The sequence below is a fragment of the Parendozoicomonas haliclonae genome (assembly GCF_900174585.1).
In the GTDB taxonomy this organism is placed as follows: domain Bacteria; phylum Pseudomonadota; class Gammaproteobacteria; order Pseudomonadales; family Endozoicomonadaceae; genus Sansalvadorimonas; species Sansalvadorimonas haliclonae.
On record NZ_FWPT01000007.1, the window covers coordinates 265,509 to 278,022 of the forward strand.

Below are 12,514 nucleotides of genomic sequence, written 5' to 3' on the forward strand. Positions count from 1 at the left end.
AACAGCCCGAGGACGTGAGTATGAAAATGGTTGTTTCCGTCTACAAAACCAAACGGAAAGAAGGGCTTTACCTGTACATTAACAAGCTCAAGGGTCTCGACAGCATTCCCGAGCAGCTGCGCACCCTGATGGGCCAGCCGCAGCATGTTGTAGATTTTCTGCTGACCCCGGAGCGTAATCTGGCAGAAGCTGACAGCGCAGAAGTGCTCAGCAAAATTAATGAAACCGGCTACTATCTGCAGATGCCGCCAGCCGAGCAGAAAGATGATTATATGATCACCCTGCCGGATGAATTTCTTTCTTTTAACGACCCGCAATAATTATTGCGCTGACTGTAGTTGAGTCCCTGAACGAATGGCCCTGCCTTACAAACCTTTCTGGCAAACCAAAACTCTGGAAGAGATGACCCGCGAAGAGTGGGAAAGTCTCTGTGATGGCTGTGCACGCTGCTGCCTGCAGAAACTGGAAGATGAAGACACCGGTGAGGTTTACTACACCGATCTGGTCTGTCATTACCTGGATGAACGCAAGTGCCAGTGCACCATCTATGAAACCCGCAGCGAGAAGGTGCCGAACTGTGTCTGGCTCAAGCCGGAACATATTCCACAGTTCCACTGGCTGCCTAACAGCTGCGCCTATCGCCTGATTGCCGAAGGCAAGGATCTGCCACTGTGGCATCCGCTGATTACCGGTTCCCAGGAAGGGGTTTATCTGGCGGGCATTTCCGTACGCGACCGGGTCATTCCGGATAACTCTGTCCCGGAAGAAGACTGGGAAGAGCACGTGATTAACTGGGTGGAATAACCAAGCAAAAGGGGCTTATCGAATAAGCCCCTTTGTTTTACATGCGTGAACAATCTTAGATCGGGTTTTGTCTCTGCCCCATCATCGACTGGCTGTTCTGCTGCCCCTGGATGGCGGTACTGACACCGCTGGTCAAATCCTCCTGCACCTGACGCATGATTTCATCCTGCTCTTCCATCATCGCAGCCAGTTTGGCCAGGAAGGTCTGAAAATCATCGCCATCAGCTTCCTTCATGGCTTTAGCCTGGGCAAGATCAGATTCCACTGACTCTACCGATCCGGCAATCTCCTTATCACTGACCCGCATCTCCTGAATCTGCTGATTCAGATTATCCACCTTATACATCGGTGGCATCTGACCATCCACATAAGCCGCCACTGCATCGGCCAGCAGACGATCGCCTATTGCATCCGGGCCGGCACCATCAAGCACCATACGCTCAAGATTCATGCGCAGCTCCGGGGAGATAACGCCACTCTTTTCCATAGCATGCAGCTGATTCACATGCTTGATCTTGTCCATAGGCTGACCGGTGATGCGCTCAACAATGGCATCTTCTTTGTAATCTTTCTGGAAGCTTTCGATCTGCTCCATCCCTTGCCCGAAGTGAGAATGCATCATCTGCCCATGTGCTTCCCGGGTCGCAGAAATCGCTTTCTTATCCAAAGCACCATCGGCAATCAGTACCGCTCCCGCCGGTAGCAACAGAGAGCCAATAACGATTTTGGCAGTGGCACACTTGTCATCCTTGTCACTCTTGCTGGGGTCCAGCTGATCAGTCAGCTGCTGAATACGCTGATCGCGGGCGGTCTTCATTTTGTCACGGTTGGCCAGGGTGGCCTCTTCCGAGACTTTATTCATGGTGTCTTCGCTATCGGTCTTCAAACCTTCCAGCAGAGCCATCAGCTCATTGGTATCCATCTGCCCAAGCATCTCGGTCGCACCGGGCTGAGCCGCAGCGATCGGCATGGTCTGGCCACCCGAAGAGACCTGAAGACCACCGTCGTAATAGCTGACCGTGTTTTGTCCACCCAGCATCCCGGCGGCCATCTGATCCTTATCGCGCAGGGCTTCCAGCTCGCGCATATCGTGCATGCGCTGTGCATGTTGACTGCTATCAACGCCTGAAATCGCCATAACTTACTCCCCCCGCCCTGCGGTCTGAACAGGAAGGCGCTCCAGCATGCCTTCCGCCATGGCCATCAGTGGCTGATAGTTATCTTTCCCTTTGGAGACTGCACATACATGCAGCAGTGCATCTCTGGCTTTATCATGCTGCCCCAGTGATTCCAGCGTCTGGGCCAGATTCAGAGCCGGGCCAGGATCGGAAGGGTTCATGTCCAAAGCACTCTTCAGCACTTCCGCCGCCTGATCCGCCTTGCCCAGCTTGAAACAGGACGCACCAAAGGCCGCCAGAAAGCGTGGATTGGTATGGTCGTGAAAGCTGAGGTAGAGAAACAGGTTATGGGCTTCCTGCATATTGCCGGACTGATAGTGCCCATAACCCTGGGCATAAATACCCTCCAGCACCTCATCTGGAATATTCTTGCACTGGGCGATCGTCACCCCATCCTGCAACCGGCCCAGCAACCGGTGATCTCCCCCAAGGGCACCAAGTACATCCCTGAGTACACCCATTGGTCTCTCCTTGAACTTATGAACGTAACTCCCATTAGCTTATAAAGCCGCAGGTGCCGGGCTTGTTGTAATTGGGAATCGCATTGGTTCAGGCTATGCGTCTTGGCTATATAAAAAGCTCTGGAAAGAAGGAAGTGAAAGGATTCAGCCGAAGCCTTGACGATCATCGCGCCGGCTTCGGCATACAGGCAGGACAGCGGCTACCCCGTGACACCGCTGCGAAGTCTGGATTTTATCGGTTACCAGTCAGACAGCACCGTTTCCAAGTTAACCTCGGACACAGGCTTGGCCCGACCTGCCGGCGTTCCCAGATAGAGAAAGCCCAGCAACTGCTCATGTTCAGCCAGTCCCAGCCCTCTTGCCAGACTGCGCTGAAAACTGGGCAACCCACTACGCCACATGGCACCGACACCAAGGGCAAAGGCTGTATTAAGAATATTGGACACCGCAGCGCCTACAGTCAGTACCTGCTCCACTTCAGGCACCTTCGGATGCGATACTGAAGTAAGCACGGGAAGCAATAACATAGGGGCACGCAGGGGCGCATTACGCAGCTTCTCCTGAGCCACCTCACTTAACTGTGGATCGAGTTCCAACCCAGCTGCACACAGCAGCTCCCCCAGTGCCTTCCGACGTTCACCTTCTATACGGATAAAACGATAAGGGCGAAGACCTGCATGATCCGGTGCCCGACAGGCGGCCCTGATCATCAGCTCAATCTGCTCAGAGCTGGGTGCCGGTTCCGTCAGAACCGGTCTGGAAATGCGTTGTGTTAAAACATCCAGAGCGTCCACTCTGCTCCCCCTCTTTGTTATGATGTCCGCATCATAGCGTCAAGCCTGTGTAATAAGCCAGACATCAAAAATGTTGACATTCGACATCTGCCCGATAACTCTATGCATACGACAATAAGCTGACAAATCCTGATGACGGTGACCTCAAGGATCGACAATAACAAGCAGAAATGGAATGATCGCCTGTTCGCTTTTGCCCAAGCACTCCCATGGATTACCTCGGGGGTTGTGGCTCTGCTGACTCTGTCGTACGACAATGATCTAGCAATCTATCTGATTGCCGGCATCTCCTTTCTGTTTATCTACCCTTTTCTAAGCCAGCGCCTGTTCGCTAGGGCGACCTATGAGCAACGTAACTACCGTTATCAGCTGGCACTGGACAGCGTCATACTGATGACCTTTCTGGCCTCGCTTCAACCCGGCCTTCCCGCATCAGCTCTGATCATGGCCATGCTCACCCTCTCGGGAGCACTCACCCGCTTTGCCTGGCTCGCTGTCGGCCCGACTCTGCTCTTTGCCGGATGGATGCTTATTCTGGCTGCAACCGCCTTACGCCCTTTGCAATTTGAAAGCTCACTGATGGCAACCCTTGCAGCCTGTGCCGGGCTGCTGAGTTTTCTGGTTATCAACGGTGTGCTTCTGGCTCGGGAGAAGAGCACACTGGCTGACGGCATTACCAACGAGAAGCAATTGCGCAAACAGCAGGCCTGGCTGACAACGACCATGGCCCGCTATTTATCACCACAGGTACGGGAACTCATCTACCGTGGCCGCAGCTCTATGCAGCGGGTGGAGAACCGCAAACGGCGACTGACAGTTTTTTTCTCGGATATTGAAGGCTTTACCCAGCTTAGTGATGACCTTGAACCCGACCAGCTGGCCAGGGTGCTGAATCATTATCTGGATGAGATGTCTCGCATTGCTTTAAAGCATGGCGGCACTATCGATAAATTTATTGGCGACAGCCTGATGGTCTTCTTTGGCGACCCGGTCAGCCAGGGTGATAAGCAGGATGCCAAGGCTGCCGTTGCCATGGCTCTGGAGATGCGTCGTCAGCTCTCGGTGATTCGCCGTTATTGGCGCGGCCAGGGCATCATGCATCCCCTGAATATCCGCATGGGCATCAGTACCGGTTACTGTAATGTGGGCAACTATGGCACCCGCGATCGTATGGATTACACCATTGTTGGCCGGGCTGTGAATCTGGCCAGCCGTCTGGAAGGGCTGGCCGAATCAAACCAGATATTAATTACCGAAGAGACCCACTCCCTGATCGAAGATCAGATTATGTGCCGACGCAGCAACCAGATACAGGTGAAAGGTTTTCATAAACCGGTGCAGATTTATCAAGTCACCGACTACCGGAAAAATCTGGGGGCTCGCTGCAACTGGGTGGAAGAAAATATTGATGGCTTCTCATTGATGCTGGATACCGCCCGCCTGGATCCCATTGAGCGCACCAAAGCCATCAAAGCGCTGAATCGTGCGGCTCAGCAGTTGAAAGAGCATTCACTCTCCAACACGAAAAGCCCTGCCACTGAAGAAGCGGCCCGTCGCTAATCATCAAAATTAAGTTCATTAAAAAGGCGATAGCGGTGCAACCGTTATCGCCTTTTTCACTCATAGAGCTTAAAGAGAGTACTTACTGACGAGCCAGACGACGGTTGTCAACCACCTTACCACAGTCACTGCGCCATGGATTAATATCCAGACCACCGCGACGCACATAGCGGGCATAAACCGTCAGCTGCTCTGCACCACACAGACGCTTGAGATCCATAAAGATCCGCTCTACGCACTGCTCGTGGAAATCCTGATGCTGACGGAAAGAGCAGAGATACTTCAGCAGGCCTTCACGATCAATTTGCGGGCCAGTGTACTCAATCACCAGCGTTCCCCAGTCTGGCTGACCGGTAACCGGGCAGTTGGATTTGAGGAGGTGGCTGTACAGGGTTTCTGTCATCACCGCATCTGTATTTGCTGCAAGAAAACCGGTTTCCAGCGTATAGGTATCAATGGTGACATCCAGATCATCAATGCAGTCACCAGCTATGTGGTGAAGCCCCTGACCGGTCAGCTCATCCAGCGTATACAGAGCAACCTTTACCGGAGCGCCTGCCGCCGCGGAAAGGTCCTTCTCCATAATCGCCTGCACCTGCTCCGGTGAACCAAAACGGGTCTGGTTAAAGGAGTTCAGATACAACTTGAACGACTTTGACTCAATTATATTGGGCGAGTGACAAGGCAGGATAAATGCACCGCCCATCACCACTGGCTTGCCCTTTTCATTCAGCCAGGACAGCTCCGGGCCATTCCAGGTATCGGTACCGGTAAAAGGCAGGTTGCTGCTGTCCAGCGCCAGAGCCTCCCACTTCGGTGCACGGGGGATCGGAAACAGCAGTGAGGCATCATACTCACTCTTGTATTCACTGTGCCGCCCGAGGGGAGAATCATTAACGGTATTACTCATTATCTTAACTTCTCAGTCCCCAGCCCTTGTTCAACAGGCGCAGGGAGATACCAAACAGAGCCACAACTGCAGCCGTCATGATGGAAAATGCCAGCGTCAGATCAACCACACCACTATAGCCCAGCATCCCGTAACGGAAGGCATTCACCTGATACAGGATAGGGTTGATCTGAGAAACCCCCTGCCAGAACTCCGGCAGCACAGAGACGGAATAAAACACACCGCCCAGATAAGTGAGTGGCGTCAGCACAAAGGTTGGAATGATGGAAATATCATCAAAGCTTTTGGCAAACAGGGCATTAATAAAGCCACCAAGGGCAAACATCACGGCTGTCAGCAGAACGGCGGCAATAGTAGCGACAATATCAAAAACCTGAAAGTCTACGAAGAACAACGATAGCAAGATGACGATAAAGGCTGTCATCAATCCACGGGTCACGCCCCCCATCACAAAGCCAAGCAGAATAATCCAGTTGGGTACCGGCGAAACAAGCAGCTCCTCGATACTCTTCTGAAATTTGTTGCTGTAGAAGCTGGACGACACATTGCTGTAGCTGTTGGTGACCACTGACATCATCACCAGTCCGGGTACGACAAAAGTCATATAGTCAAAGCCGGCCATCTGTCCGATCCGGCTACCAATCACATGTCCGAAAATCACAAAGTACAGAGTCATTGTGATCGCAGGCGGTAAAAGGGTTTGCGGCCAAATCCGCAGGAAGCGGCGCACCTCTTTAATGTAGATAGTGCAGAAGGCAATCCAGTTTTGTTGAAATCCCATAAAACTCGTTCTTATTTCTGTTATTCGGTTAGCGTCGGGTCATGCCGACAAACAACTCTTCCAGTCGGTTGGCTTTATTACGCATGCTGACGACATCCACCTGATAATCATTCAACTGGCGGAACAGACCGTTCAAGCCCTGCTGCTTCTGCACCTCCACTTCCAGAGTATGTTCATCCAGTCGTGTAACCTGATACCCGGCAAAACGGGCCGATTCATTCATAGCCAGGGGCAGAGGCTGGCGTACATCCAGGTAAAAGGTTTCTCGATCCAGCTTGCGCAGCAGCTCTTTCATGCTGGTGTTCTCGACAATCTCGCCCTCGTTAATAATGGCGATATTACGGCACATCTGTTCGGCTTCTTCGAGATAGTGTGTCGTCAGAATAACGGTGGTGCCCTGCTCGTTAATCTCCCGAATAAACTCCCAGAGACTTCTTCTCAGCTCAATATCAACCCCGGCAGTGGGCTCATCGAGAATCAGCAGACGCGGTTGGTGAATCAGCGCCCTGGCAATCATCAGACGACGCTTCATGCCACCGGACAGCATGCGGGACTGGACATCACGTTTATCCCAAAGCCCCAATTGCTTGAGAAATTTCTCCGAGCGTATCCGAGCCTCACGGCCGGCAATCCCGTAATAACCGGCCTGAGTGATCACCACATCTTCAACCTTTTCAAACTGGTTGAAGTTCACCTCCTGGGGAACGACACCCAGCTGGCACTTGGCCCGCACCATATCCTTGTCCATGTCGTAACCGAAGATATCGACATAGCCGGAGGTTTTATTCACCAGAGAGGAGACAATACCGATTGTGGTGGATTTGCCCGCACCATTGGGGCCAAGCAGGGCAAAGAAATCACCCGGTGCGACGGTCAGATCGATCCCTTTTAAAGCTTGATGGCCATTGTCGTAAGTTTTTGTCAGCTGCCTGAGTGTCAGCGCATCTGTTAAGGCATCCGTCATGGAAAGCGGTCACGCATTGTTGTTTTTCGAGGCAGCCATCATATCGGTTTACCCTCCCGGTGAACACAGAGAGACCTTGCCCGGTTGCGTCTGACTGTCTACTTTGAAGAATTTTCTTTAGAATCTGCCTCAAAATATTGAAGAGTTATGAGCACTCCTATGAGCGATTCCTCTGTTGCCTCCTTTCAGTTCCACCGCCAGCAGCTGGCCGAGTTTGCCGAAAAGCTGCCTGTGGCTCTGGCCGAGGTTGTTCAGGAAGAACAAAAAAACGAACTGGTAGCCAACCTTGCCGCCGCCTGTGAAGCTTTGGATCAGGATCATGCCAACGGCTGGCACCTGGCCCAGAATTGGTTTTTCAGCTTTATCGGCAACCATCCTCAGCTCACGCCGATTGTGCCTCGTGATCTGCTGTGGTTTTTAGGTGGCGACTGCCTGCACTTCCTCTCAGACGAGGAGATTGATCAGTTCCAGAAAGTGGAAGACAAGATGGCAGATGACAATCTGTCCTGGAGCGATGCCAAGCGCCAGATCTTCAATCACTAAACTGAATTGATGGCAGCTTCGGCTGCCTCATTTTCCTTGCTCTCCTCTCACGCCCAAACTTTCCCGCCTATGCTATAACCGGTCTTAGCCATCGGAGCGCAGCCATGCATCAGCGCCCATCTCCCCCCATGCCCGGTGTGCCGCTGCCGGAGGTTATGGACAACCAGCTGGAAGAGATTCTTAACTCTATGCCGGGGGTGGTTGTTCAGGGCAACTATACCGTAGATGGCCCGCGAGCCTTTCTCTACGTATCCAAGGGCGCACGGGAAGTGTTCGGGGTATCAAGCTCAGCCCTGAAGGCCAACAGTCAGCTGTTTTTTGATATCTGCCACCCTGATGATCTTCCCCCATTGAAAGCCAGCATCCATGAAGCGGTCAGCCAAAATAAAGATTGGGTTTACAGCTGGCGGGTAATTAAGCCGGATGGTAAAACCAGCTGGGTTCGGGTTTCCAGCCGCCACTTTGGCACCTTGGCGGACAACAGCGTAATCCGAGTCAGCAACTTTGTTGATATCACCCGTGAGAAAAGTCTGGAAAAGAAGCTGCGCCTCGCACAAAAGAAAGCCGAGCAGGCCAACAAAGCCAAGAGTGCTTTTCTGGCCAGTGTCAGCCACGAGATGCGCACCCCTCTGAATGGTATTCTGGGTTATTCGCAGATTCTTTCCCGGCAGCTGGACCTTACCGGCCAGAATGCCCGCAACCTTGAATCTCTGCAGCGCTGCGGCAAACATCTGCTGGCCGTCATTAATGATGTGCTGGATATGGCCAGAATTGAGAGTGGCCGTTTATCACTTCAGGCCAAACCCACTCTATTGCAGAAGCTATTATTTGATGTCGGCTCCGTGATCACGCCTCTGGCAGCCTCCCATGGCTTGAACTATTCACTGCACACCGCCACAGATTTACCCGACTGTATTCTTATTGATGCCACACGCCTGAAGCAGGTATTGATCAACCTTTTGAACAATGCCGTAAAATTTACCGACAAGGGACATGTGGACCTGCATGTTCAGCGCCAACAGGAACAGTTGCAGTTTGTGGTGACCGATACCGGCTGTGGCATCCCCAGGGATAAACTGACAACCATTTTCCAACCCTTTGCCCGGCTGGACAACCACTACAGCGTCGAGGGCACCGGGCTTGGGCTAGCCATCACCAGCCATATTATCCATGCCCTGCATGGACATATCGCTATCGACAGCGAAGTCGGTGAAGGCAGTCGGTTTACAATTACCATTCCTTTTGAAGAGGCGACCCTTCCCGAGAGAGATATCTCTGATACGACAAACTTTAACTATGAAAAATTGAAGCTGGACCCACCGCCACGCATTCTGGTGGTGGATGATCGGGAATCTAACCGGGATATTCTCAAACAAATTCTGACTATGGCAGGATTCAAGGTCAGTCTGGCCGAAAACGGGCAGGATGCCTTGGATAAACTCCACCGGAGAACCTTTGATCTGGTGCTTTCCGACCTGCGTATGCCAGTCATGGGAGGCCTGGAGTTACTCGCCAGCATCCTGCAAGAGCCCAAGCTGGCCAATATCCCTTGTATTGCAATTTCTGCCAGTGTGTTTCCGGATCAGATTCAGCAGGTACTCAAAGCGGGCTTCCGGACCTTTCTCCCCAAACCTTGCTCTCTACCGAAGCTTCTGGGCACGGTTTACGATGCATTGCATATCCACCCCGAGCCTGCATCTCACCAGACTATGGAGACTGCAGAGCAAAACGCTACGGATGACACAAAAACCCGATCCCCCCACATCAAGCTGGACAACACGCTATCCAAACGCTTCCACACTCTGCTTGATATCGGCGATATTGAGGAGCTGGAGGCACTGGTCAACACTCTGCTTTCCGAGCCCGAGCACACAACGGCAAGACAACAACTTTTGGCCTGCCTCAATGCTCTGGATTTAAACTCGTTCTCTGAAGTTCTGGAAACACTGAGTGAGACTGAATAATTACTCGTACACCATCTTGCGGGTCATGCCGCCGTCGATCACAAAATTCTGGCCTGTGATAAACCCACTCTCGTTCGACAACAGAAATTTCACCATACTCGCAATATCATCCGGCCGCCCTACCCGCCCGGCAGGATGTTGTCGATGGCAGGTTTCGGTCAGGTGCACAGGTTTGAGATGCCCGTTTTCACTTACGGCATCCACCGCAATCCAGCCCGGGCTGATACAGTTCACCCGCACCTGTCCGGAGAGAGAGATTGCCAACGCATGGGTAAAAGAAACAATCGCCCCCTTGCTGGCGGCATAGGCTTCCGATTGAGGCTCGGACTGCAGCCAGCGAGTCGAGGCAATATTCACAATCGCCCCCTGACTCTGCTGCAACAAAGGAATGGTGGCACGGGATATCAGAAAGGTACCGGTCACATTGACATCTATATAACTCTGCCAGTCTTCCAGTGCTAAAAACTCCAACGGACCGGTGTAGGGTTCGGCAATTGCCGCATTATTAACGACGCCGTTCAAATAACCGAACCAGTTGCGGATCCGGTTGATCGCACTGCTCACCTGATCTTCATCGGCAACATCGGCACGAATAAAGCGAATATCCCCCAGATGCGCCAGATCCCGCGCCAGCCGTTCGCCATCCTCACGGAGAATATCCAGCATCACCACCCGGTAGCCGCAACCTAGCAGGTAAGAAGAAATCCCTTTGCCAATTCCCCGGGCACCACCAGTGACCAGAATGACCGGTGCAGCAGATTTCTGTTCACGCTGCTCTGGGTTTTCAGATTCTGTATGACTGTGCTCTGCAGACATGCTCTGTCTCATAGCCGATTAAGAGCAAAGAAATGTAGCAGTAAATAAGACAGTTCGCGGGTAGCAGACCGGTAAATGACAGGCAAAAAAAAGCCAGTGACTTCCCCTCAGAATCACTGGCTATCGATCGGCTCCCTGAGTCATCCCGGTTGGTATTATTAATTCCCTGAACTGGGTGACCGAGTCGGCCTCTCTGCAGCGGCTTTTGTTGGCTTGGTTGGTAGCCGCTTCCCCCCGCTGCTGGATCCAACTTTACCTGTTACCGGGATAAGAGTTTTGACACAGGTCAAAAAATAATAAGTAATATCACGTATCAGATTTCGCTAAAGCAAAAGTCACATCATCCAACTCGGTAGTCGCCCTGTCCACCAGCTCTGGTGATAGCGGCTTCTTCACCTTCACCCCCAGCTCAACAAACTTCTGCGCCTGACTGACCGCATTACCACGACCAGTTGAAAACTTGTTCATCGCGCCATCATAGGTTTTACGAGCGGTGTCCAGCTGGTTGCCCAGCTTCTGCATATCTTCCGTAAAGCCACGCAGCTTGTCATAAAGAGCAGCCGCCTTCTCGGCAATCTGCTGAGCATTGCGATTCTGATGCTCATACCGCCAGATATTTTCAATAGTACGCAGGGTGACCAGAAGATTGGTCGGGCTGACCAGCATAATGTTGTTATCCAGAGCTTCCTGGAACAGACCGGGCTGATGCTCGATCGCGCTATAGAAGGCCGCTTCCACCGGGATAAACATCAGCACATAATCCAGCGTGCGCACCGCATCCAGATCCTGATAACTCTTGGCACCCAGCGTACGGATATGGTTGCGCAGACACTGCACATGGGCACTGAGTGCCCGATCCCGCGCCACATCATTATCCGCCTCAATAGCCCGATTGTAATCCACCAGCGAGACCTTGGAATCAATGATTACATCCTTGCCATCCGGCAGGTGAACAATCACATCCGGCTGCTGCCGCTCGCCCTCGCTGTTACGCAGGGAAATCTGACGCACATACTCATGTCCTTCCCGCAGGCCGGACTCTTCCAGAACCCGATCCAGAACCAGCTCGCCCCAGTTACCCTGAAGTTTTTTATCGCCCTTCAAAGCTTTGGTCAGGTTGAGTGTTTCCTCGCTCATGCGCTGATTCAGCTCTTTCAGACCGGTAATTTCATCACGCAGGGAACGACGCTGCTGAGCTTCATTATCGTAAGCTTGGGAGACCTGCTGACGGAAATCCGCAATCTGCTGCTTGAATGGCCCCAGAAGACTTTCCAGTTCCACTTTACTCTGGGAGGAAAAACGGCTGGCCTTGTTTTCAAAAATGCGATTAGCCAGATTCTCAAACTGCTGCCCCAGACGCTTCTCGGACTGCTCCAACAGCGCCAGCTTATCCGTAGCCGCTTCCAACTCTTTACGAGCTGCGACATAGGCAAGATGATGCTGACGCAAATCCTTTTGGGTTTGCTCGAGCTTCTGCTCTTTTTCCTGAAGGGTTTTCTTGAGTTCCTGAATGGACTCACCATAGAGGCTGGCCTTCTGCCGCATCTCAACCAGCTCGTGCAAACGTGCCTGCTGTTCGGCACGTTGCTCCGCTTCCAGTTTATGACGGGTGGACTTACTGCCGAGCCGCCAGCTCAGCCAGGAGGACAACAAAACGGTAAGAAGAGCAATGACAAAGAAAAGAAGTGCTGCTGTAGTCATCAATGACGATCCATGCCAAATAGTACCTTTCCTTTAGA

13 protein-coding genes are annotated in these 12,514 nt (G+C 52.4%); 5 read left to right on the forward strand and 8 right to left on the reverse strand.

Translation table 11 applies throughout. The features are described 5' to 3' along the window. Positions 1–20 precede the first annotated feature (20 nt). Both EHSB41UT_RS16085 and EHSB41UT_RS16090 read left to right on the forward strand, forming a co-directional pair. Positions 21–320 (forward strand): YcgL domain-containing protein, encoded by a 300-nt coding sequence (locus EHSB41UT_RS16085; protein ID WP_087111651.1) that lies wholly within the window; start codon positions 21–23, stop codon positions 318–320. 34 nt (positions 321–354) lie between these two features. Next, positions 355–804 (forward strand): YcgN family cysteine cluster protein, encoded by a 450-nt coding sequence (locus EHSB41UT_RS16090; protein ID WP_087111653.1) that lies wholly within the window; start codon positions 355–357, stop codon positions 802–804. A gap of 55 nt (positions 805–859) precedes the next feature. Here the strand turns inward: EHSB41UT_RS16090 and EHSB41UT_RS16095 are convergent, their stop codons facing one another. From EHSB41UT_RS16095 to EHSB41UT_RS16105, 3 genes are all read right to left on the reverse strand, one after another. Next, a complete protein-coding gene (locus EHSB41UT_RS16095) occupies positions 860–1,942 on the reverse strand; it encodes a hypothetical protein (protein ID WP_087111655.1) in 1,083 nt (360 codons plus the stop codon). Between the two features lie 3 nt (positions 1,943–1,945). Further along, a complete protein-coding gene (locus EHSB41UT_RS16100) occupies positions 1,946–2,443 on the reverse strand; it encodes a tetratricopeptide repeat protein (protein WP_087111657.1) in 498 nt (165 codons plus the stop codon). 239 nt (positions 2,444–2,682) lie between these two features. After that, positions 2,683–3,237, reverse strand: coding sequence for a nitroreductase family protein (locus EHSB41UT_RS16105; RefSeq protein ID WP_087111659.1), 555 nt, complete (start codon positions 3,235–3,237; stop codon positions 2,683–2,685). Between the two features lie 132 nt (positions 3,238–3,369). Between EHSB41UT_RS16105 and EHSB41UT_RS16110 the strand changes: the two genes are divergently transcribed. Continuing rightward, positions 3,370–4,797 (forward strand): adenylate/guanylate cyclase domain-containing protein, encoded by a 1,428-nt coding sequence (locus EHSB41UT_RS16110; protein ID WP_087111661.1) that lies wholly within the window; start codon positions 3,370–3,372, stop codon positions 4,795–4,797. An 82-nt stretch (positions 4,798–4,879) separates the two neighbouring features. Here the strand turns inward: EHSB41UT_RS16110 and queF are convergent, their stop codons facing one another. The 3 genes from queF to EHSB41UT_RS16125 are packed head-to-tail and all read right to left on the reverse strand — an operon-like array spanning position 4,880 to position 7,452. Continuing rightward, the gene (queF, locus tag EHSB41UT_RS16115) at positions 4,880–5,707 is read right to left on the reverse strand and encodes an NADPH-dependent 7-cyano-7-deazaguanine reductase QueF (protein ID WP_087111663.1); all 828 of its coding nucleotides are present in this window, start codon (positions 5,705–5,707) and stop codon (positions 4,880–4,882) included. Between the two features lie 4 nt (positions 5,708–5,711). Then, positions 5,712–6,488: an ABC transporter permease gene (locus EHSB41UT_RS16120; protein ID WP_087111665.1), complete on the reverse strand. Its 777-nt coding sequence runs from the start codon at positions 6,486–6,488 to the stop codon at positions 5,712–5,714. A gap of 28 nt (positions 6,489–6,516) precedes the next feature. Next, positions 6,517–7,452 (reverse strand): ABC transporter ATP-binding protein, encoded by a 936-nt coding sequence (locus EHSB41UT_RS16125; RefSeq protein WP_087111667.1) that lies wholly within the window; start codon positions 7,450–7,452, stop codon positions 6,517–6,519. Positions 7,453–7,611: 159 nt separating this feature from the next. Between EHSB41UT_RS16125 and EHSB41UT_RS16130 the strand changes: the two genes are divergently transcribed. Then, complete coding sequence (locus EHSB41UT_RS16130; protein ID WP_087111669.1) at positions 7,612–7,995, forward strand: PA2817 family protein; 384 nt, start codon at positions 7,612–7,614, stop codon at positions 7,993–7,995. 104 nt (positions 7,996–8,099) lie between these two features. Then, on the forward strand, positions 8,100–9,959 hold the full coding sequence (locus tag EHSB41UT_RS16135) for a PAS domain-containing hybrid sensor histidine kinase/response regulator (RefSeq protein WP_087111671.1): 1,860 nt from the start codon (positions 8,100–8,102) through the stop codon (positions 9,957–9,959). Here EHSB41UT_RS16135 and EHSB41UT_RS16140 read toward each other — a convergent pair whose 3' ends face one another. Together EHSB41UT_RS16140 and rmuC are read right to left on the reverse strand one after the other, a co-directional pair. Next, positions 9,960–10,775 (reverse strand): SDR family oxidoreductase, encoded by an 816-nt coding sequence (locus tag EHSB41UT_RS16140; RefSeq protein WP_087111673.1) that lies wholly within the window; start codon positions 10,773–10,775, stop codon positions 9,960–9,962. It abuts the gene before it with no gap. A 306-nt stretch (positions 10,776–11,081) separates the two neighbouring features. Beyond that, positions 11,082–12,476 carry a DNA recombination protein RmuC gene (gene rmuC / locus EHSB41UT_RS16145; RefSeq protein WP_087111675.1) on the reverse strand — a complete coding sequence of 465 codons (1,395 nt, stop codon included), beginning with the start codon at positions 12,474–12,476 and terminating at the stop codon, positions 11,082–11,084. Positions 12,477–12,514: the final 38 nt, after the last annotated feature.

Excerpts from the sequence above, each read along its gene's own strand:
- EHSB41UT_RS16085 (WP_087111651.1), top strand. The coding sequence starts at position 21 with ATGAAAATGGTTGTTTCCGTCTACAAAACCAAACGGAAAGAAGGGCTT.
- EHSB41UT_RS16090 (WP_087111653.1), top strand. The coding sequence starts at position 355 with ATGGCCCTGCCTTACAAACCTTTCTGGCAAACCAAAACTCTGGAAGAG.
- EHSB41UT_RS16095 (WP_087111655.1), bottom strand. The coding sequence starts at position 1,942 with ATGGCGATTTCAGGCGTTGATAGCAGTCAACATGCACAGCGCATGCAC.
- EHSB41UT_RS16100 (WP_087111657.1), bottom strand. The coding sequence starts at position 2,443 with ATGGGTGTACTCAGGGATGTACTTGGTGCCCTTGGGGGAGATCACCGG.
- EHSB41UT_RS16110 (WP_087111661.1), top strand. The coding sequence starts at position 3,370 with ATGACGGTGACCTCAAGGATCGACAATAACAAGCAGAAATGGAATGAT.
- queF (WP_087111663.1), bottom strand. The coding sequence starts at position 5,707 with ATGAGTAATACCGTTAATGATTCTCCCCTCGGGCGGCACAGTGAATAC.
- EHSB41UT_RS16120 (WP_087111665.1), bottom strand. The coding sequence starts at position 6,488 with ATGGGATTTCAACAAAACTGGATTGCCTTCTGCACTATCTACATTAAA.
- EHSB41UT_RS16125 (WP_087111667.1), bottom strand. The coding sequence starts at position 7,452 with ATGACGGATGCCTTAACAGATGCGCTGACACTCAGGCAGCTGACAAAA.
- EHSB41UT_RS16130 (WP_087111669.1), top strand. The coding sequence starts at position 7,612 with ATGAGCGATTCCTCTGTTGCCTCCTTTCAGTTCCACCGCCAGCAGCTG.
- EHSB41UT_RS16135 (WP_087111671.1), top strand. The coding sequence starts at position 8,100 with ATGCATCAGCGCCCATCTCCCCCCATGCCCGGTGTGCCGCTGCCGGAG.
- EHSB41UT_RS16140 (WP_087111673.1), bottom strand. The coding sequence starts at position 10,775 with ATGTCTGCAGAGCACAGTCATACAGAATCTGAAAACCCAGAGCAGCGT.
- rmuC (WP_087111675.1), bottom strand. The coding sequence starts at position 12,476 with ATGACTACAGCAGCACTTCTTTTCTTTGTCATTGCTCTTCTTACCGTT.